Here is a 21,234-nt window from a genome sequence, read left to right on the forward strand (position 1 = left end):
TGTTACAATAAGCATATGCGTATCCAACAATTACATTACATTATAAAAATCGTAGAAACCGGCAGCATGAACGAGGCTGCCAAACAGCTGTTTATCACTCAGCCTTCACTGTCCAATGCTGTCCGCGACTTAGAGCGTGAAATGGGCATTGAAATCTTTATCCGCAATCCTAAGGGCATCACTTTGACCAAGGATGGTGTCGAATTTCTTTCTTACGCCCGCCAGGTGGTCGAACAGACAGCTCTGCTTGAAGAGCGCTATAAGAGTCAGGGACACACACGCGAACTTTTCAGCGTTTCTGCCCAGCACTACGCTTTTGTTGTCAATGCCTTTGTCAGTCTGCTGAAGGAAACTGACATGACCCGCTACGAGCTTTTTTTGCGCGAAACCAGAACCTATGAAATCATTGATGATGTCAAGAATTTTCGTTCAGAAATCGGCGTGCTCTTTTTAAACAGCTATAATCATGATGTTTTAACAAAGATGTTTGATGATAATCATTTGACCTATACCAATCTTTTCAAGGCACGCCCTCATATTTTTGTCAGTAAATCCAATCCTCTGGCCGACCGAAAAATAGTTTCCATGAGTGATTTGGAAGATTTCCCTTATCTCAGCTATGATCAGGGAATCTATAATTCCTTTTATTTTTCGGAAGAAATTATGTCTCAGATTCCCCACAAAAAATCCATTGTCGTATCCGACCGGGCAACACTCTTTAATCTTATGATCGGTCTGGATGGCTACACTATCGCCACCGGTATCTTAAACAGCAATCTCAACGGAGATAATATCGTTTCCATCCCTCTTGACGTGGACGATGAAATTGACATCATCTATCTCAAACATGAAAAAGCCAATCTTTCCAAAATGGGCGAAAAATTCATTGACTATCTGCTTGAAGAAGTTAAGTTTAATAAATAAAAAAGAGCCTGATGGCTCTTTTCAACTTGAAGATAAAGTCTTTTGTGAGACTTTCCTTAGGTGATGCGGACGGCAGCGACTTCCTTCGGAATTCCATGCCTAAGATTTGAGCCTAAGGTCTCAAATCTTCCGAATGGCAGAAACAATGGGGTTTCTGCCACTTTTATCACGGCGGAAAGTCTCGGATTAAGGCTCGCTTCGCTCGCAAACCAAAGCCATTTAATCGATAGTTGAAGAACTTCAAAGCATGTTTGCATTGAAAAATGTGTTTGTCTACACTCTGAAAAAGCCTGATGGCTCTTTTTTATTTAACTGTGTTAAAACAACTACAGCGGACTATCAATAGATCTTTTTGATCAGTCCATTGACCTTATCGAAATAAAAGATGCCGCTGTCATAAATGACCCCTGAAAAAATAGCCAGATCAATAATCTTCTCTAAAAACATTTTGGAAGAAAAGCCTGTCGTCCGGTGAAGTTCCTCTTCATCAAAAGGTTTGATGAGGTGAGCTAGAGGGTTGCGGGCTGATTTTTCAAAGTCTCGCAGCAACAAAACAGCAGCTTTAATTTCTTTAGGCAGATCGGTCAGCTCAATAAAGTCAACCAAGCTTTTAGAAGTCACTTTGCTGTCCCTGGCCTTAGCAACAAAGCGCTGAACAAAGGAATTTGAAGAGCTGTGCATCTTGTCAAATTTCCAAACATCGTACTGGTCATTTTTGGCATCATAAATATAAGCATCAATATTTGGCACCTGACTGTTCAGCAAACGCATGAAGAGCCGGTATAAGATCGGACTGACACTTCTGACAAAGTCAATAATGTTATCATTGCGCAGCTTTGCTTCCAGATCCATGATATAGTTTGCCAGCAACTCTTCTTCGTAGGCATTGTCCAGCAAGGAAATCTGATAGGTAGCCTCCAGCTCTTTCAGACATTGACGGTTCTCAAAAAGAAAGTCAACATTGAGTTCCCGCCTCTCTTTCAGCAGCTCCAAAAGAAAAATAATATCATCAGAAAACTCACAGCTGGCCTTTACAATCTGATAAGCATGGTGATAAGCGTAAACATTCAAAAGAATGTCCAGAGTTTCTTTTTCTGTCATTTTAAGCAATCAGGGTTTCTAAGCCTACCTTCATCATATCGGTGAAGGTTCTTTCACGTTCTTGGGCAGTCGTGTCCTCGTCTGCGACCAGACTATCTGAAATGGTCATGATACCCAGCGCCTGGACACCATGCTTAGCTGCAAGGTAATAGAGCGCCGCTGCTTCCATCTCAACAGCCTTTACACCCATTTGCCCCAATTTGATATTATTCTCAGCAAAATCAGAGTAAAAGGCATCGATTGACAAGACACTGCCGACATGGGTTGTCAAGTCCATGTCCTTAGCAATATGATAGGCCTTGTCCAGAAGTCTGAAATCGGCAATCTGCGGAAAATCATACTGAGGCCATTCGTTTTTTATCATGCTGGATGTGGTTCCTGCAGCCTGGGCCAAAACCAATTCACGGACATGAACATCCTGATTGAGCGAACCAGCAGTTCCGACACGAATCAGTTTTTTGACGCCGTAAGATGTAATCAACTCATTGGCATAAATAGAAATAGATGGCATGCCCATCCCTGTTCCCATGACAGAGATGCGCTCTCCTTTGTAAGTGCCGGTATAGCCCAGCATGCCGCGGACATTGTTAAAACACTCGGCATCCTCTAAAAAGTTTTCGGCAATAAATTTAGCACGCAGGGGATCGCCTGGCAGTAAGATTTTATCAGCAATTTGCCCTTCTTGGGCACCAATGTGAATAGACATAATTTATGATACAGAGAGCGACCAGAAAGCGACTGAAAATTAGGAAACCGCAGGGAAATCCCGATTTCCCATGAGGTTTATCTATTTTCTAAGCTTTCCGCTCGAGTTCAAATCAGAATGATTTCACTCTCTTTCCTTTCTTTCATTTTCAGAACTAAACCTAGGGCGGGTTCAATTCCTTTCATTTTAATTTGCAGGTATAGGGAAATCCAAGTCCTTAGCCCGTATTCAGTCACATAGAATATAGCACCCTATCCTTTCATTTAATTTTTGAAGAACCTAGGAGGACTACAACGAAGTAAGACTTACCTATTTTCTTTTATTTGTAGTTCCAGCCATTCCTAAAATAAACCAGAAACAAGCCATGATAAACCAAAAAACTCTTTGATGATTGGAGGTCAAACTAGCCATCAAGGTGATTAAAGCTGCTATAAAATATAGATACTCGTTTTTAAACTTTTTCATACGAGTTCTCCTCTGCCGTCAATTTGTCTAAAAAATGGTAGAGAGCTTGATTCATTTTAGAGTAATCGTAATCAAGAATTTCCCATGCAGGCTGATAGTAAGGCTCTTTCTGCACATGTTGGTCATAATTGACTTCGTGGGCTAGCAAGGCTTTCACCAGTTCTTTTGAAAATTCCAAGTGGCATTGAAATGCGTAAACTTTGTCTGCATACTTAACAATTTGCCGCGGACAGCCTTTGGAAGCTGCTAAAACAAGAGCCTCATCTGTCAGCCCCGGCATATCACCGTGCCAATGACCGACAACCATACCATCTGCAAACTCTGCCAGCAAAGGATCTTGCCTGCCTGCTTCTGTTAAATAGATAGGGAAATTCCCAATTTCCCTATTTGGACTGGGCGGGCAATCCGCACCAAAAGCTACGCCCAGAAGCTGCGCTCCCAGACAGGCGCCAACGATATATTTATCAGCGGCTGCTGCTGATCGAATCAAGGCCATTTCTGAATCTGCATCATAGTAAGGAAATTCCTTTTTAGTGCTGAAAGGACTTTGAGGCCCTCCCATAAGAATTAACATATCAAAGTCATCTACGCTCTCAGGAAGCTTTTCATAATGATAAACCTTGGTCATAGATACTTCGTGACCGCGCAAAGCTGCCCAAGCCAAATAAGCACCCGCTGCCTCAAAAGTCTCATGAAGAATAAAATGAATTCTCATTGATAACACACTTCCTTCGTCTGATTTTTATAGAGCTTTCGAAATAAAAATGACTTTAACACCATTTTTCTGCAGTCAAAACGATTATTTCTCATCACTATCATCATCTGATTTTCCAACAGCTAATGCAGTTTGTGCTGCTCCAAGACAGATAAAGAGAATCCCCATTATTCTGGAAGGGCCTTGAACTAAAGAGATAAGTCCAGCTATGTAAAATAGGATGGCACTTACTAAGTGCCATTTTTTAGCATCCCTGTTATTCATACAAACACCTTCTTTCAAATTGATTTTACAATTCTGCCAAAATGGCTTTAACCAATCTCTTGAAGTCTTCTTTGATACGCTCAGTCACGGCGACTACTTCATCATGATTGAGCTCATCTTGAAAACCAGCGGCATGGTTGGTGATAGCTGAAATTCCCAGAACCTTGAGTTCTGAATGCGCTGCGACGATAACTTCAGGAACAGTTGACATACCAACAGCATCAGCTCCCAGTGTTTTAAAGGCTCGGATTTCAGCCGGTGTTTCGTAAGAAGGGCCTGATACACCGATATAAACCCCTTCGTCCAGCTGAATTCCCAGCTTTTGTGCAACAGCTTGAGCCTTTTCCCGATAATCCCTGCTATAGGCATTGGACATATCAGGAAAACGCGGACCGAAGTCTTCAAGATTTTTCCCAATTAATGGATTTTGTCCTGTCAGGTTGATATGATCCGAAATTGCCATGAGTGTTCCCGGACCAAAACCGATACCGCCAGCAGCATTGGTCACGATGACGCCTTGACAGCCCAAGGCTTTCATGATTCGCACTGGGAAAGTCACTACTTCCAGTGGATTGCCTTCATAGAAATGAAAACGTCCCTGCAAAGCCAAGACCTTGCGGCCAGCCAAGTCACCATAGATCAGCTTGCCAGCATGACCTGTGACTGTTGAGCGTCCCCAGTTGGGAATATCAGCATAGTCAAGAACGATAGCATTTTGGATCTCTTCTGCCAGCTCACCCAGACCAGAGCCTAGGATCAGGCCAAATTCAGGCGCTGTCATGCCCTTGGCTTGTAAAAATTCGCGGGTTACATTGATTTTTTCTACTAGTGTCATAAATTAAGATATTAAGGGCGTTGAGCGAACAATACCAAAATAGAAAACTGACCGACAGCTTTACCGCCCAAGTTCTATTTGTATCTAAAAGCATCTGTAGCTGTAATTATCTAAAAATGAACAGCTACGGATTTGTTTCAGAAGTCCTTAGCCCGTGTTCAGTTAAACTAACTATCTTACAAGCTCAACTGAACAATCCTTTCTGTAAATTTTAATTTTTTCTTTTAATTAAGATTGCAAGAATGTCAAAATTCTTTGATTAAAATCTTTAGCTTCAACATAGGCGGAATGCCCTAAATGAGGGTAGATGTAAGAGCTACAATCAAGAGCCTGAGCTAATTCAGCTGACGACTGGGCACCTACTACTTTATCCTGAGCGCCTCCGATTACAAAGACAGGGCAGGCAATTTCTTTGAGCTTGTCGCTGGCATCAAAATGCAAAATGGAATCCGCTAAGATAATAAATCTATCCAACTCTTTCGGTTTCATCAATTTTGACCAGAGAAAAATCAACCAGCGGTACCTTCTAAGCCAAGGTTCTGAAAAAACCTTGTTCATAGCATTAAGAATCAGCTGTTCCCGATCATTGGCTTTAGCCAGTTTAATCCAATTGCCTATGGTAGATAGAGCTGTATCATTAGCTTTCGGCAACGTTACACCAAGAACCAATTTATGGACTAGTTCTGGATAACGTATTGCTAGCAGCTGAGCAATCATCCCACCTTGTGAAACACCGACAACATCAACGGTTTTAAGCCGCAGCTGTTTAATAGCTTCAGCCAATTCATCTGCCATATCTTCAATGCTGTAGCCAGTCTCTGCCTGAGCTCTGCGGTCAAACATATAAACTTTATAATCTTTGGCAAAGATACGATAAGCATAAGACATGGAAAAAGCTCTGCCTTTGAGTCGCTGTGTACTCAAACCCAGTATCAATATTAAGGGTCTGCTTCCTTTTCCAAAAGTAAGATAATCCATTTGGATACTATTCAAAATTAGCGTTTTATTTTTGGCCTTATACATTCTACACCAATTTATCCAAGAAGCTTTCCCCAATCATGGCCTTGTCTACTCCGAAGTTCTCAGCAATGGTTGCTGAAATATCGGCATAGTGGCCAACTGGGATAGTACCGCTGCTCTTGAAGGTTGGGCTGTAAGCCAAAAGCGGCACATATTCACGGGTATGATCAGTTCCCGCGTAGGTTGGGTCATTGCCGTGATCGGCCGTAATGAGCAGCAAATCTTCTTCTTTCATCGCCGCTACAATCTCTGGCAGGCGCTCATCAAACTCATGCAAGCAATCACGGTAGCCGTGTGCATTGCGGCGGTGACCATAAAGGGCATCAAAATCAACTAAGTTGGTAAATGAGAAACCTTTGGTGAACTCTGGCAGGCCCATGGTCTTAATCAAGGTGTCCACACCATGGCTGTTTGATTTATTGTGCCCCATATCGTGATTGATACCAGCGCCATTGAAGATATCATTGATTTTACCAACGGCATAGGTGTCAATTCCAGCTTCATTAAGTTTATCCAAAACTGTCGGCGCAAAAGGCGACACTGCTAAATCACGGCGGTTGGCTGTCCGCGTAAAGTTACCGGGTTCCCCGACATAGGGGCGAGCAATAATACGGCCAAGAAGAGCAGGACGCTCCAATGTAATAGACCGCGCATATTCACAGATTTTGTAAAGTTCCTCCAAAGGAATCACATCTTCGTGGGCTGCAATTTGGAGCACTGGGTCAGCAGAGGTGTAGATAATCAATTCACCTGTTTCCATCTGACGCGGACCAAAATCAGCAATGACCTGAGTACCGGAATATGGCTTATTGGCTTCACGAATGACCTTACGACCTGAAAAGTCTTCGATTTTGGTGATAATTTCTTCAGGAAAGCCATCCCAAAAGGTATCAAAAGGTTCTGTGATATTGAGCCCCATAATTTCCCAATGCCCTGTCATGGTATCTTTCCCGAGGGATACTTCTTCTAGTTTTGTTGCGTAGCCAGTTGGCTGACTTTCAGCGGCAACTGTTTTTAGAGCCTGCGGACGCGGGATATTTCCAAGACCAATCTTCGCCATGTTAGGCACATTAAGCCCGACAGTTTTTGAGATGTGCCCCAGAGTATCGGAAGCACCATCAGGCACGCCCGCATTAGAGAAGTTATTAGCATCGGGCGCTGCCCCAATCCCAACAGAGTCTAAAACAACAAGATGAATACGATTAAAAGTTGACATAGTTTTCCAATCTAAGATAACAGGCTATTTCCTGTCATCACTATTAATTTATAATATTAAAATGAAGTCAAAACAGCAAGAATCTAGCTGTCAAAGCGAGAAAGACAGTTTCTGCCGCCTGCCCCCTAGACTTTTTAAATGAATTTCCTTGAGCTTAAGTGCTTGAAACCGTCAAATCAGGCATGATTTTCTAAAATCCGCACGCCGTCTTTGCCAGCAACAATGACACGGTTGACCATGCCGCAAAAAAGACCGTGTTCAACAAGGCCGACTTGATGATCCAGTTTGCTGCCAAAGGCAACAGGATCAGAAATGGCGCCTAAGTCCAAATCAATGATAAAGTTTTTCATATCCGTCACGAAACGAACACCGTCATATTCCCTGAAAGAAGGCTTGTATCCCTTCTTTTCAAATTCTCTGAAAAGACGTTCAGCCCCATACTGAACAACCTCAACCGGCAGTTTAAAAGCTCCCAGAGTATCAACCAGCTTACTCTCATCAACAACCCAGATATAATCTTTGGTAGGAACTGCGACCACTTTTTCCATGAGCAGGGCACCGCCGCCGCCTTTGATACCATTAAAATTTGGATCAACTTCATCTGCACCATCAACAGTCACATCAATAGAGTCAACCTCATCAACAGACTTCAGCGGAATACCAAGGTTCTCAGCCTGAGCAGTTGTCCCGCTTGAAGTTGTCACACCAACAATCTGCAAGCCTTCTTCCTGAACACGGCGGCCGATTTCCTCAACAAAATAATAGGCTGTTGAACCTGTTCCAAGTCCCACAGTCATACCGTCTTTGACATATTCTGCCGCTTTGATGCCCGCAATTTTTTTGAGCTCTTCCATAAAGCTTCCTCTTTCACACATAATCACTTTATTATAACATGAAATCGCATACTTGTTAAATGGCAATCTTCCTTTTCTGAACGTCTCAAAATCTTGCAGCTTCCGTTCTTTTGCGCTACAATTAAACTATGATCACTAAAGAATTCGACACAATTACTGCTATCGCAACACCTCTGGGTGAAGGAGCCATCGGCATCGTCCGTATTTCAGGCTCTGAAGCGCTAGCCATTACTAAAAAAATTTTTAAGGGAAAAAATTTGGATAATGTTCCCTCTCATACCATTAATTATGGACATATCGTTGAAAATGGGGAAATTATTGATGAAGTCATGGTTTCTGTCATGCGGGCGCCCAAAACATTCACGCGCGAAGATGTGATTGAAATCAATACGCATGGCGGCGTGGCTGTCACTAATGAAATCCTTCAGCTGGTCATTCGTTCTGGTGCCCGTATGGCAGAGCCCGGCGAATTTACCAAACGTGCCTTTCTCAATGGGCGTGTTGATTTAGCGCAGGCTGAAGCTGTTATGGATCTCATTCGCGCTAAAACAGATAAGGCTATGGCTATCGCTGTCCAGCAATTAGATGGTTCTCTTTCCAACCTTATCAATAACACACGCCAAGAAATCCTCAATACTCTGGCTCAGGTCGAAGTCAATATCGACTATCCCGAGTATGATGATGTGGAAGAAATGACAACCGCACTCATGCGGGAAAAAACGCAAGAGTTTGAAACTTTGTTGACCAATCTCCTTAAAACAGCCCGCAGAGGGAAAATCCTGCGTGAGGGCTTATCTACAGCTATCATCGGCCGGCCTAATGTCGGTAAATCCAGTCTGCTCAATAATCTTTTACGAGAGGAAAAGGCTATTGTCACCGATATCGAAGGAACGACTCGTGATGTCATTGAAGAGTATGTCAATATCAAGGGAGTGCCGCTCAAGCTTATTGACACCGCCGGTATTCGTGAAACGGATGATTTGGTTGAAAAAATCGGCGTTGAGCGTTCTAAAAAAGCCTTGGAAGAGGCTGACCTTGTTTTGCTTGTCCTCAACAGCGCTGAAAAACTGACAGATCAAGACCGCGCCTTACTAGATATTAGTAAAAACAGCAATCGTCTCATTCTTCTTAATAAGACAGATCTGCCAGAGCAAATTGAAACCGACCAGCTTCCAAACGATTGTATCAAAATCTCTGTCCTCAACAACCAAAATATTGATGCTATTGAAGAACGGATCAATGATATTTTCTTTGACAATGCCGCTAGTGTCGAAAAAGATGCCACCTACCTCTCTAATGCCCGCCATATTTCCTTGATTGAGCAAGCCCTTGAAAGTCTGCATGCTGTTAATGAAGGGCTGGAACTTGGCATGCCAGTAGACTTGCTGCAAGTGGACATGACCAGAACTTGGGAAATCCTTGGCGAGATTACTGGCGATGCGGCCCCAGATGAACTCATTACCCAACTCTTTAGCCAGTTTTGTTTAGGGAAGTAAAAAAGTAGGCCAACCTCTGCTATTGCTCAGCAAGCAAAAGGTTACACCTACTTTTTTTAATTTATTTCTCTTCTTGTTTTTTATAGAATGCCAACGCTAAACCGGCTGCTAAAGCCGCTGATCCAAAGACGGTCAAATAAGCATTTGACTGACTTCCTGTTTCAGGGAGACTAGCTTCTTCACTTGTTCTATTAGTTTTATGAATAAGAGGATCATAATGAACAGGGGTTGTTCTATCAGTTTTATGAATAAGACGATCATAACGAACAGGGGTTGTTCTATCGTTTGCTGGACTTATTTGCCCTGTAGAATTAGCTCCCTTTGGTTGAACTATTACTTCAATATAAAAATCATATTTTTCAGTAACAATTTTCAGCAAGCGTCCTTCCTTAATCGTTTCAACAATCCAAGTTGAAACATCTTCTGACAAGGCTTTTGAAAAATCACTATAAATATCAATGTAAATACCATTAGTATCTGTAAAGAGAGATTGATAGGTAGATTTCAAGTAATTTTCAGTAATAACTGTAGTACTGATACCAGCTGTTTTTAAGCTATTAATAGCTGATTCTACACTTGGTGTATCTGCAGTAGCGAAGTCATAGTCTTCATCCGTAATTAAAACAGCAAAACGTTTGACATTAGGATCTGTAGACCAGTCATAATTATTGGCAATATAAGAAAGAGGAATTGTTGCTGATTCAACAGAACCGTTGATTTGAATATTATCCAACGCTTTAGTAAAAGCATCTGTGTCTGTTGTAAAATTTGAACCAGAAAAGTCAATATAGTGAACACCACTACTACTATCATTATCATAGTCAACCAGTCCAAGTCTTGTCGTTACTTTTTTATCAGCAAGGCCTTTGACAAAATTCTTAATATTATTTCGAACACTTGCAATTTCATCACTCATGGAACCTGTGTGGTCAATAACAAAAACAATATCAGCGCTTCCAGCAACTGTCTCACTAGTATCTGCTTCTTTAACAATTTCTACAGTTGTTGTCTTAACAACCTTTTCACTGGTTGTAATGATGTAATCAACAGTTTCTTCAGTTTTTGAAGATTCTCTAACTTCCACCACTGGTGCTGATTTCCCAACTTTTTCTGATGGTTCCGCCAGACTAGTAGTCTTAACGGTAGCTGAACTTTCAGATCTCGTAATTTCCTTATTACCCTCTTGAGTTTTTGTTACTTTAGGATCTGTTTGTGATGTTTCGACAGCGATAACATCACCAGTTTTCGCTTGCCTTTCAGGTACTACTGCTGTCTGACTCTTCTGTTTCACTTCTTCTTTAGCTGCCGCAACCACACTAGAGGTTGATGCCTGTTGAGAGGCTGGATTAGAAGCTGATTGAGCAGATGCTTGTTGAGAAGTTGGCTGAGTCGTTGATGCTGGTGTGTTTGCACTACTCGTTGTAGAGGCTGGCGCTGATGTGTTTGCTGAATTTGTTGTTGATGCTGGTGTAGCATTTGTTGTCGCATTTGTTACTGGAGTAGAGCCAGTTGCAGAATTTGCTTGACTTGATGTCGGTGTTGAAGCTACTGTGTTCGTTTCTTGAGCTCCTACTTGAGTTGCTGTCCCAAAGACAAAAGCAATTGCCACTGATGTAAGTCCAAATTTGAGTTTCCGAAAAGAGTAACGTTTTTTCATTTCCATACTGTTTTTCTCCTATTTTTTAGTTACGACATACTATCGTAATTCAATAGTAACACTTCTGAAAATATAATTCAATAAAAAATCGGATTAAGACAATTTTTTTACTAAAAAAGACCACTAAAAATCTTTTGAGGAAAAAATTTAGTAGTCTGATTTCTTATTTTTTTATAATTTTTTCAACGAGATTTTTTAGGTCTGGTAGTACTTGCTCTTCAAACCAAGGATGTTTAGACATCCAAATTTGATTTCGAGGCGATGGGTGAACAAGTGGGAAGAATTCCGGCAGATAGTCTTTATAATGTTCGACTGTATCTGTCAGCTTGACAGAAGACTTTTGATGTAAATAATATTTTTGGGCATAATTGCCAATTAGAACAGTCAGCTGAACGTCCGGCAATAAGTCTAAAATCGGCTGATGCCACTTCTGAGCAAAGCCTTTGCGAGGCGGCAGATCACCTGATTTTCCCTTGCCGGGATAATAAAAGTCCATAGGAATAACAGCAAAATAACCAGAATGATAGAAAGTATCGTAATCAACTCCCATCCAGTCACGCAGACGCTCGCCGCTCTTATCATTCCAGTAGAGCCGCGATTCCTGCGCTTTAATGCCCGGCGCCTGCCCGACAATATTAATACGTGCTGTTTTAGGTGCTGCAAAGAGAGGTTCAATGCCTTTTTCTGTAAAAACTTTATTTTGACTGTCTGCCATAATGGCCTTGGTAATTTCTTCAATAGCCGTCATTGTTTTCCCCTTTGTGAAAAAGAACTGAGATAAGCAGCCATCATCAGTTCTTTGTTTTTTTAGATAAGATGTGTCCATGCATATGGTCTACTGCTTACTTGTTACTTGATTAATTCATAGATGGCTTCGGCGTAAATAGCTGCTGCTTTATACAAATCTTCCACCTCAATAAATTCATTAGCCTGATGCATGGTGTCTGTTGAATGCGGGAACATTGCTCCAAAAGCAACGCCGCGTTTCAGCAGACGGCCAAAGGTACCGCCGCCGATAACCCACTCATGACCTTTATCACCTGTATGCTTTTCATAGACAGCCAAAAGCGTTGACACCAACGGATCATCCATCGGTACATAATGGGGAGTGTGCTCGTGTTCAGACAGAGTGACTTCTTTAACGCCGCTTAACTGTTCCAGTTTTGTTTTTATGGTTTGTGAATCTATTCCTTGAGGATAGCGGAAATTAAGAGCGATGGTATTGTTCTCTGATTCTGCATCAAAATCAAAGACACCGGCATTCATGGACAAAGCTCCCATTTGTTTATCAACAAAGGCAACGCCTAATTTTTCGCCCGCATGATCGTTCAGCAATATCTTACCTGCTAAATCAAGGTAGGCTTTGGCATCGCCAGCAAAATCAAAGCGAGACAAAAAGAGAGCCAAATAAGTAGCGCCGTTGATACCAGCCTCTGGAGTAGAGCCGTGAGCGGACTTCCCATGAATCGTCAATTTAAAACGGCCCTCGTTTTCAGTCAGACTGGCTTTAAGATTGTGAGACTCAGCAAAAGTATCTAAAGACAGCTGCAGGTCTTCTGAGCTAATATTGCCGGTAAAGACAGCCACCGCTGACTCCGGAACCATATTCTCACGCAGACCGCCCTTGAAGGATTCAAGAGTGAAAGAACCGCCGTTTTTGCTGCCAAAATGCAAATATTCGGTGATGTTCCCCTTTTCACCATTGATGATAGGGAAATACGCATCCGGTGAAAAGCCAAAATCAGGATCGGGTACACCGACATGTTCAAAATAATAATCCATATCCGCCCAGCCAGACTCTTCGTCCGTACCGACAACAAAGCGCACCTTTTTAGAAACCGGCAGCCCCAATTCCTTGATAATCTTTAAACCATAGTAACAGGCAATTGTCGGTCCCTTATCATCACTGGCACCGCGCGCATAGAGCTTGCCTTTAATAATCTCAGGCAAATAAGGAGATGTTTTCCAGCCGCTGCCGGCAGGAACAACATCCAAATGAGCAAAGATGCCTAAAACTTCATCTCCCTGCCCATATTCAAAATGACCGGCGTAATTATTGACATTCTTAGTTTCGTAGCCGTCGCGCTCTGCCATTTTCAAAAAATGATCAAGAGCCTGAGCAGGACCCGGTCCGAATGGGTGTTTTGCATCAGCCTTGCTGTCATCTCGCTCAGAATTAATCTGTAAAATCCGAAAAAGATCAGCCAGAATATCTCCTCGGCGTTTATCTACTTCCTTTTGAAAATCTACAAACATCTTAACTTAACCCCTATCTTTCTTCAATAATTTCATCAACTGGCAAACGATAGCTTGGCTCTATCTTTTCGTCTGTATAGCCAACCGTAATCAAGAGTTCTGGACGAAAGCGCTCGTCAATATCTAAAACAGCATTAGTTTTAGTCTTATCAAAGCCAAGAATAATATTAGAGGAAATACCTTGGTCTGTTAAAGCTAAAACCAGATTCATGGCTACAAGACCTGCATTTAAAGCCAAGTATTCACCTTTAGTTTTTTCATCAAAAGTCGCAAAACGAGCTGGCAAAGTTTCCATGAAATACCCAATCATATCATCAGGAAGATTCTTACTGCCAATTCGCGCAATTTTGCGAGCACGCTGAATCAAATCAGTATCGGTAAATAAAGCAATGACATACTGTGCACCTTCAACCTGAGCTTTGTTTAAAGCAGGCAAATCTTCAGCCAAGGCAGCCTTTTTATCTTTAACAATGACAAACTTCCAAGGCTGGATATTATGAGCGCTGGGAGCTAATTGGGCAATCTCAATCGCTGTTCTGATATCTTTAAAATCAACTGCCTTATCATTAAAGTGCTTCGTTGCATGGCGTTTTTTATTTAATTCTAAAAATTTCATATATGGACATTCCTTCTAATAGGGTAATAGTTACTTTTATATTTTACCACTTTTTGAAACGGTTTTCAGCTTTTTCAGTATCTTCTAAAAAATAAATAGGGAAACCTAGGGCAGTAAAAAAGCAGACTAGAAATCTGCTTTTTGATTTATAGCCAAGTGGCAGAGGCCGCAATAATGCCTTTGGCAATTTCATTGTTTCTCAATTCTGATCTCTCTAAATTGTTAAGAGAATCATAGAAAGCCTTAACAGGCAGCGATAATTTCTTCTTTTCCTGAAAATATCTCAACGATAAGCGCTGTAAATCCCGACAGAGACGGTAAGATTGTCTTGAAAAATCACGTCCAGCCTCCACTTCTTTCTTGAAGATCAGCAGCAATTCGCGTTCTTCTGGAAAAATATCTGGATTCAGCAAAAGATTGTAGCAATCTGTCATGAGTTGCGTTTGCTTGGCGTCATCATTTGTTTTCGTCATTCAATTCCCTCCCTGCACTGAGTCATCATTGTAAAAATAAGTGCTCTTTAAAATTATATTTTCAAAAACTGCCTTAGTTTATCATAAAAACAAGAAAAAATATAATGAAAATTTTTCCAAAGTAAAACTCACACTTCTTCCTTTAATTGTTTGAAGTTTCTGTTCTCTGATTTACCCCAGCAGTCAGTCTCAGAATTTGCGGCCATACAAGATTAATAGTCTGTGTTCAAAGGGTGGATTTGATAGCCTTGATCATCAAAATTTGCCGGGGCCAGCCAGTTGTCAAATTTAGCTTTCATGGCTTGGTATTCTTCTTCCAGCATGGAATACCAATTGGTATCGCGGCTGCGGTTTTTATAGACTGCTGCTCGCCGAAAGGTGCCTTCAAAAGTAAATCCCAGACGCTTAGCCGCCTGATTAGAAGGCGCATTAAGGCTGTCGCACTTCCATTCATAGCGGCGGTAATGCAGTTCGTCAAACACATAGCGCATGACCAAGTACTGGGCCTCAGTTGCCACTCGTGAGTGTTTTAGTTCCAGACCGTAAAGAACCCAGCCCATTTCCACTACACGGTTTTTGGGATCTATTCGCATGAGAGAAAATGTTCCTATTACCTTGTGACTCTCCTTATCCAAGATGGCCAAGTAGTAAGGATCCTTGGAATCAGCCATCCCTTCAAAGTAATCTCTAAAATCTTCTTTATTTTCAAAACGGTCAATCGACAGATAAGTCCATTGTTCTTTGGGACTGTCAGGACCATAAAAAGTATAAGCATCCTCAAAATGTCTGTCCACATTCAGAGGTTCAACAATGGTATAAATTCCTACGAGCTGTTCAATGTCTGGCAACTGACCGGGCACAAAATCAAGCACTGGTTCTCCAATTGGCTGATCAAAGTTATTTGTTGGCATAACTGTCTCCTTATTTACCCTCAAGGGTTTTGCCTTTTCTCTTCTACATTAACTCTGTGTAGTCGCATATCCTCAGCAGTTTCTAAAGGAAAACAAGGCTTCAATTTTTCGCAAGCCCTGCCCTTAATCTTTTTCCTGCAGCTTCTCCTGCACATTTTCTGCGACCTTTTGTGGGATTCCCAGAGCAATTATCTCATCCGTGCTGGCCGCTTTAATCTTGGGCAGACTCTTAAAATGCTTCATAAGCAGCTGCTTGCGCTTTGGTCCAAGTCCTGCGATGCCATCTAGTTTGGAAGAGAAGGAATTTTTACCGCGCAGCTGGCGATGGAAGGTAATGGCAAAGCGGTGCACTTCATCTTGGATGCGCTGCAGGAGAAAGAACTCTTCTGAATTTCTAGGCAGTTCGACCACTGCCAGCGGATCGCCAAAGAGCAGTTCATGGGTCTGGTGCTTGTCATTTTTCTGCAAACCAGCGATAGGAATATTAAGTCCCAATTTATTTTCAATGACATCACGCGCCACATTGACCTGACCTTGGCCCCCATCAATGATAATAAGGTCTGGCGGTGTCAGACCATCTCGCATGACGCGGCTGTATCTGCGGTAAATAACCTCGCGCATGCTGGCATAATCATCCGGACCAGTAACGGTTTTGATTTTATATTTGCGGTATTCTTTTTTACTGGGCTTGCCATTTTCAAAAACGACCATAGCCGCAACCGAACTGGTTCCTTGGATATTGGAGTTATCAAAAGCTTCAATGCGCACCGGCTTAGGGATGTTAAGTAACTCTCCAATATTTTCAATAGCACCCTGTGTTTTTTTCAAATCCCTTTCCAGCAGGTCAAATTTTTGCTGCAGGCTGACGCGGGCATTTTTCGTCGCTAAATTAACCAACTGCTTCTTCTCACCGCGCTGCGGTTTGATAATCTTAGTATTGACCAGAGCCTTGACCAATTCTTCGTCAATATCCTTAGGAATAAAAATCTCTTTGGGAATAAAGTGACGTTTATCTTGATAGAACTGCCCCAAATAGGTCAGAAAATCTTCTTCGGGCTCGTTGTAATAAGGAAACATATTGACATCGCGCTGGATGAGCTTGCCTTGCCGGACAAAAAAGACCTGCACGCACATCCAGCCCTTTTCCACGTAATAACCAAAAATGTCCCGGTCAATCAAATCCTGAGCCATTACCCGCTGCTTGGTTCTGAGAACACCGATCGCACTGATCAAATCGCGGTACTCCGCAGCCCGTTCAAATTCCATATTTTCAGCCATGGTCTGCATTTTTTCCTTGAGCCCATTGACAATCTTATCGTCATAGCCATTTAAAAAATTGCTGACATCGTCTATCATCTTATCGTAATAGGCCTGGTCAGTATGGCAAATGGTGTGAGCGGAACACTGGCCGATGTGATAGTAAAAGCAAACCTTTTCCGGAGGATTGGTACATTTCTTAAAGGGGAAAATCCTGTCCAGCAGCTTTTTAATTTCATTAGCAGCCCCGACATCAGGATAGGGACCAAAGTAATGCCCCTTATCTTTTTTGACCTGACGCGTAATCAACAGGCGAGGGTATCTTTCATTGGTAATCTTAATAAATGGATAAGACTTGTCATCTCTGAGTCTGATATTGTATTTGGGGTGGTTTTCCTGAATGAGATTAATTTCTAAAAGAAGGGCCTCAATATTGGAACCCGTCACAATGTATTCAAAATCTTCGATTTCTGACACCAGCATCTCTGTCTTAGTGTCATGGCTGCCGTGAAAATAGCTGCGCACACGATTCTTTAAATTTTTAGCCTTCCCCACATAAATAATCGTTCCCTTTTTATCCTTGTGAAGATAGCAGCCGGGACTGTCCGGCAAAAGTTCTAATTTATGCTGTATCAATTGATTCATAATGTTATTATAACAAAAACAAGGCAGGTTTTCTGACTTTTGTCACAGTTGATTTTGCTTTTCTTTCCAGTAACTTTCTAACACTGCCTTCTATTCACGAACTTTTAGGCAAACCTTAACACCTCGTGAGATTGTCGATAAAACTTTAGCTTTCTCTGATGAACTTCGCTTTTATTATGAGCTTTACCCACTACTGCTCTTCCATTTTCAAGAAAAACGAGCCACTCAATTTTTTAGACTGATTGAAGACCATTTGAACGGTGTCAATCAGCACTTGTCAACAGTCTTCAAAATCTTTCTCAAATACAAAGCTTTTGGTTTTCGAAACTTCAAAAACTTTAAAACTAAAATTCTCATCGCTTTGAACATGCAAAGAGAGAGAACCAATCTGATTCTCTCTCTTTGCTAATTATAAGTCATCCACTACAGTTGACAAAGAGCCCCCATCTTAAGCTCGTTTTTTTAGGCTTACACTGCTGCCAGAGATTGCTCAAAAGCAGCAAATCTTATCTTTATTTCCCTTTTCTTGACAAGTCTGGTACTGTTGATTCGTCTGCCTGAAAGTGCAGCACTTGCCCTTTAGAACAATCACAAATTGTGCTTAGCCATGCGCTCTTTAAAAATATCATTGACAATTAAGCTCAGACTTTCTTTAGCCTCGGGACTCAAATCGCCCTCTTTTTGCGCTTCCGCATAAGCTTCGGGAAACTCACGCGCAATCAACTTGCAGGTTGCTTTAGTCGCATGCCCGCGTACTAACAGCGGAATACGCTCCATATATTCAGGCTTAACCAAAGCTATGATTTTCTCATCAGCGTTCATCTACTCTCACTCCTTTACCCTAAATACTATACTCCTTTTTTAGGGAGATGTAAATTCCTAAACATGCCTCTGTTTTAGTATCTAATAATTTCTTTTTTAACTGTTTTTAAAATATCATCAGAAATATCAGCTATATTCAAGAGAAAAACTTTATTCTGTCTTGGGTTGTAGACCCCCAGCTTCGTTATTGATTGAAATTCAGGATGAACGGATTGTATTCCCATGAGATAATAGATTAATAGTTGAAGGGTATGGTCTGTTAGTAGGCTTGGTTTTAGAAACTTTAAAATCCCACAATGTATCTGCTGTCAAAAAATCACCATCACCAGCAGTAATGGTGTCTGTGTAACCACCTTCTAATGTAAAACCATCTTTTACAATCGGACCGTATTGTGTAAAGAAAGCCAGACTTCGTTCTACCATAATACGAATATTCAAAATCGTTGCCTCATCTGGAATGATATCTTCAACAGGCTTATACCCTGATCGACCTGCTCTAAAAATAACATCGAAGCCAGCTAACTGACAAGCACTAATAATAGAGGTATCGTCAAGACCAGTAATTTTAGAAAGCAAATCAGAACTAGCTTCCGATTTCTCTATCATAAGAGCTCCGTACAAGGAAATCTTGAAAGCTTCTTCTAGCGACGCACCATTCATGAACCGTGTCAGATAGTCCACACAAAGTCCCACAAGCGAAGGGTGAATATTCTCCTCCCTACTAAGTTCCTTACCATCTATCAACTCATCGACTGAAAATAACTTAGGTGGTAAGTAGCTACCATAGGGCTGTTTGACTTGTTTAATACGCTGAGTAACTGATACGTTCCTGTCTTTATTTTTGTGAATAATTAAAAAAGACATGGGAAAAATAACAATTATTTGAAAAAGTTATAATACCTGTTCAAGTCGTTATCCACTTCTAACACTTTAAGTGTTGTAGTATCACCAAAGTTTCCTGCAAAGCTATGCGACAAGGAGACAGTAAACGCTAAACAATTCACAATTGAATCTGCACTACTACTTCTCTGAAAATTTACTAAGCATAAATTAGCGATTTCAGGTTCTCCTTTATCATCACTAGGTATTTTACTGAATTCATATCTTTTATATAAATGATTTTGGCTTGGTCCTTTAATAGATATTATGTTATCGTTCGTCAATAGGGCTAACCTTCCTCCTCCTAAAACAGAATACAAAGTATTAAGTGTTATTTGTATAATATCCCTGAGGACGTATAAAGAGAAAAAGAAATACTCTAACTGTTCTTCGAAAGATAATGAACCATGTATTTTATGCTTACTTATGTTTAATAAGCTTGGAGGAACCTCTTCATAGCCATATTGACTTTCGTCTCTGCTAAATATTGTAAAAATTTCTAACATATTATTTAGCTGAATCTTATTTAAAATATCACTACTAATCTGTTTTTGTTGCTCTCTAAGAGAGTTTACTAAATGCAACTTTTTAAAACTCTGAGAAAGTTTGGAGAGATCTATATTTTCTATGTTCTCCATTGGGATATTTTCATAAAAATCATTACCGATTTTCCTTAATTTGGTATATGGATTTAAAGACTCTTTTATTGGGGTAGGCAAAAAATCTAATTCATTAATCAACAAATTACATACCTTCAATAAAAATTCATTTCCATATTTGCATATCTTTAGCTCTTCTTCACTTAAAAGTGGCATTTTTGAAATTATGCCATTATTATTTTTTTCGTTTGATTCACTAATACCCAGTAATACGCCGTAAAAATGATTTTGTCTATCATTTGTCATTGAAAGCCATATTGATTTAGCTAATTGGCCGTCTGAATTATTTAAGTTCGATCTCATATTTTTAATTTTATTAGCTAGATCTGAGCGCTCTAAAACCTTGCATAATGCAAATAAATTTGATTTATATGTACTCATTTTATCTCTCCAATTTGTTGATTATATACTTTATTTTCTGCTCCAATTCTTTCTCTGATAATTGATTTCTAAAATCTTCGGTTGGTATTATCTGATTAGTAAATTTGTGCTTTTTACCTTCAACAATATCTAAGATATAATTTGGAAAATACCTCCTCATCATATTTAAAAACTTTTCAATAAAATTAACTAAACCATCTCTGTTATTTTTTATAAAAGAATTCCACACCTCTGTATGATATCTGCTTACTGTTGCTAATACATACAATGCCATAACTCCTAAGAACATTGGATTAATAGTGGGAGTATTCGCAAGTTCCAACTGGAGATAATACTCCCCTAGAAAAGATTTTTTTATATTATTTTCTTTACCTAATTTGAGATAAAAGATATATTCGTCATTGCTATTTTTTTGATATTGTAAAAATGTACGCTTAAAACTTTCTGAGTTAACAATATTGTTAATGGAACTAGACTGGGTTATGTCTAATTTAGATACATAAACAGTAAAGTCCTCAGATATGCGTTCAATTAATGGTAATACATGACCTGTCTCTTTTTTAGTTATATCAACATACTCTCTATAAAGTTCCGGTATAGATGAAAGAATATCCCCGAGTTTTAATTGAAATTTTTGATTAATTTGTGTTTCAGATAAACTGTTAGTATACTCTTTTAAGCCCGCACCTCTGTTATTATATACTTGAATTTCAATATCTAATAAGTTTTTATCATCTAATGTGGACTTTATTAGACTGAGTCCATGTCCTGTAATTTCAACAACTCTCCCTTCTTTCAAACAGGTCGCTGCGTAAAGCAAATTGATTGTCCCATAATATAAAAGCAGAGGAGAAGTCTGTAAAGTTACAACCTTACTGGCTTCAAAGTATTCAAATGCTTGAACTAAAGAGCCTGAAATAGTATCCAACATCTTTTGCTCAAAATCAGTACCTCTCTTAGAAAAAAATTCTTCTAAATATCCATTATAAGAATAATTTTTTAAACTATTCCAAATATCAGATTCTGGCTCTTCTGAGAAAAATATTTGTTCATGATTATCCAATTATTTGTACCTCAATCTA

21 protein-coding genes and 2 pseudogenes are annotated in these 21,234 nt (G+C 40.4%); 3 read left to right on the forward strand and 20 right to left on the reverse strand.

The window, feature by feature from the left end:
- Positions 1-15 precede the first annotated feature (15 nt).
- Positions 16-924, forward strand: a complete 909-nt coding sequence (locus tag SRA_RS05705) for a LysR family transcriptional regulator (protein ID WP_003088605.1) — start codon at positions 16-18, stop codon at positions 922-924.
- Positions 925-1,263: 339 nt separating this feature from the next.
- On the opposite strand, the gene SRA_RS05710 is transcribed toward SRA_RS05705, so the two are convergent.
- From SRA_RS05710 to rpiA, 9 genes are all read right to left on the reverse strand, one after another.
- Positions 1,264-2,025, reverse strand: coding sequence for a Gbs1250 family HEPN protein (locus tag SRA_RS05710; protein ID WP_037611129.1), 762 nt, complete (start codon positions 2,023-2,025; stop codon positions 1,264-1,266).
- 1 nt (position 2,026) lies between these two features.
- Positions 2,027-2,731, reverse strand: a complete 705-nt coding sequence (deoD, locus tag SRA_RS05715) for a purine-nucleoside phosphorylase (protein WP_003088610.1) — start codon at positions 2,729-2,731, stop codon at positions 2,027-2,029.
- 309 nt (positions 2,732-3,040) lie between these two features.
- Positions 3,041-3,196, reverse strand: coding sequence for a hypothetical protein (locus SRA_RS10195; protein WP_003088611.1), 156 nt, complete (start codon positions 3,194-3,196; stop codon positions 3,041-3,043).
- Complete coding sequence (locus SRA_RS05720) at positions 3,183-3,911, reverse strand: glutamine amidotransferase-related protein (RefSeq protein ID WP_003088612.1); 729 nt, start codon at positions 3,909-3,911, stop codon at positions 3,183-3,185. Before SRA_RS05720 ends, SRA_RS10195 begins: the two co-directional genes overlap by 14 nt.
- Before the next feature lie 84 nt (positions 3,912-3,995).
- The gene (locus SRA_RS05725; protein ID WP_003088613.1) at positions 3,996-4,175 is read right to left on the reverse strand and encodes a DUF8582 domain-containing membrane protein; all 180 of its coding nucleotides are present in this window, start codon (positions 4,173-4,175) and stop codon (positions 3,996-3,998) included.
- 25 nt (positions 4,176-4,200) lie between these two features.
- Positions 4,201-5,010 carry a purine-nucleoside phosphorylase gene (locus tag SRA_RS05730; protein ID WP_003088614.1) on the reverse strand — a complete coding sequence of 270 codons (810 nt, stop codon included), beginning with the start codon at positions 5,008-5,010 and terminating at the stop codon, positions 4,201-4,203.
- Positions 5,011-5,238: 228 nt separating this feature from the next.
- Positions 5,239-5,898 (reverse strand): alpha/beta fold hydrolase, encoded by a 660-nt coding sequence (locus SRA_RS05735; protein ID WP_225310754.1) that lies wholly within the window; start codon positions 5,896-5,898, stop codon positions 5,239-5,241.
- 136 nt (positions 5,899-6,034) lie between these two features.
- On the reverse strand, positions 6,035-7,246 hold the full coding sequence (locus SRA_RS05740) for a phosphopentomutase (protein WP_003088616.1): 1,212 nt from the start codon (positions 7,244-7,246) through the stop codon (positions 6,035-6,037).
- A gap of 176 nt (positions 7,247-7,422) precedes the next feature.
- Positions 7,423-8,100: a ribose-5-phosphate isomerase RpiA gene (gene rpiA, locus SRA_RS05745; RefSeq protein ID WP_003088617.1), complete on the reverse strand. Its 678-nt coding sequence runs from the start codon at positions 8,098-8,100 to the stop codon at positions 7,423-7,425.
- 128 nt (positions 8,101-8,228) lie between these two features.
- Between rpiA and mnmE the strand changes: the two genes are divergently transcribed.
- Positions 8,229-9,596, forward strand: a complete 1,368-nt coding sequence (gene mnmE / locus SRA_RS05750) for a tRNA uridine-5-carboxymethylaminomethyl(34) synthesis GTPase MnmE (RefSeq protein WP_003088618.1) — start codon at positions 8,229-8,231, stop codon at positions 9,594-9,596.
- A gap of 61 nt (positions 9,597-9,657) precedes the next feature.
- Here the strand turns inward: mnmE and SRA_RS05755 are convergent, their stop codons facing one another.
- From SRA_RS05755 to uvrC, 7 genes are all read right to left on the reverse strand, one after another.
- A complete protein-coding gene (locus SRA_RS05755) occupies positions 9,658-11,259 on the reverse strand; it encodes a vWA domain-containing protein (protein WP_003088619.1) in 1,602 nt (533 codons plus the stop codon).
- A gap of 157 nt (positions 11,260-11,416) precedes the next feature.
- Positions 11,417-12,001: a uracil-DNA glycosylase family protein gene (locus SRA_RS05760; RefSeq protein WP_003088620.1), complete on the reverse strand. Its 585-nt coding sequence runs from the start codon at positions 11,999-12,001 to the stop codon at positions 11,417-11,419.
- A 101-nt stretch (positions 12,002-12,102) separates the two neighbouring features.
- Complete coding sequence (gene pepV / locus SRA_RS05765) at positions 12,103-13,509, reverse strand: dipeptidase PepV (protein WP_003088622.1); 1,407 nt, start codon at positions 13,507-13,509, stop codon at positions 12,103-12,105.
- A gap of 13 nt (positions 13,510-13,522) precedes the next feature.
- Positions 13,523-14,125, reverse strand: a complete 603-nt coding sequence (locus SRA_RS05770; protein ID WP_003088623.1) for a nitroreductase family protein — start codon at positions 14,123-14,125, stop codon at positions 13,523-13,525.
- 146 nt (positions 14,126-14,271) lie between these two features.
- The gene (locus SRA_RS05775) at positions 14,272-14,598 is read right to left on the reverse strand and encodes a bacteriocin immunity family protein (protein WP_003088625.1); all 327 of its coding nucleotides are present in this window, start codon (positions 14,596-14,598) and stop codon (positions 14,272-14,274) included.
- Positions 14,599-14,810: 212 nt separating this feature from the next.
- Positions 14,811-15,509, reverse strand: coding sequence for a GNAT family N-acetyltransferase (locus SRA_RS05780; RefSeq protein ID WP_003088628.1), 699 nt, complete (start codon positions 15,507-15,509; stop codon positions 14,811-14,813).
- A gap of 123 nt (positions 15,510-15,632) precedes the next feature.
- Positions 15,633-17,411: an excinuclease ABC subunit UvrC gene (uvrC, locus tag SRA_RS05785; RefSeq protein WP_003088629.1), complete on the reverse strand. Its 1,779-nt coding sequence runs from the start codon at positions 17,409-17,411 to the stop codon at positions 15,633-15,635.
- Positions 17,412-17,484: 73 nt separating this feature from the next.
- Here uvrC and SRA_RS10395 point away from each other — a divergent pair.
- Positions 17,485-17,820, forward strand: a pseudogene (locus SRA_RS10395) (ISL3 family transposase); the annotation flags it as partial.
- Between the two features lie 179 nt (positions 17,821-17,999).
- On the opposite strand, the gene SRA_RS05790 reads toward SRA_RS10395, so the two are convergent.
- The 4 genes and pseudogenes from SRA_RS05790 to SRA_RS05805 all read right to left on the reverse strand — a co-directional run bounded on the left by SRA_RS05790 (position 18,000) and on the right by SRA_RS05805 (position 21,215).
- Positions 18,000-18,233: a hypothetical protein gene (locus SRA_RS05790; RefSeq protein WP_003088630.1), complete on the reverse strand. Its 234-nt coding sequence runs from the start codon at positions 18,231-18,233 to the stop codon at positions 18,000-18,002.
- A gap of 74 nt (positions 18,234-18,307) precedes the next feature.
- Positions 18,308-19,097, reverse strand: a pseudogene (locus tag SRA_RS10400) (hypothetical protein).
- 14 nt (positions 19,098-19,111) lie between these two features.
- Positions 19,112-20,152, reverse strand: coding sequence for a hypothetical protein (locus SRA_RS05800; RefSeq protein ID WP_003088633.1), 1,041 nt, complete (start codon positions 20,150-20,152; stop codon positions 19,112-19,114).
- 1 nt (position 20,153) lies between these two features.
- Positions 20,154-21,215, reverse strand: a complete 1,062-nt coding sequence (locus tag SRA_RS05805; protein ID WP_003088635.1) for a YaaC family protein — start codon at positions 21,213-21,215, stop codon at positions 20,154-20,156.
- Positions 21,216-21,234: the final 19 nt, after the last annotated feature.

It is taken from the genome of Streptococcus ratti FA-1 = DSM 20564, from assembly GCF_000286075.1.
GTDB lineage: Bacteria > Bacillota > Bacilli > Lactobacillales > Streptococcaceae > Streptococcus > Streptococcus ratti.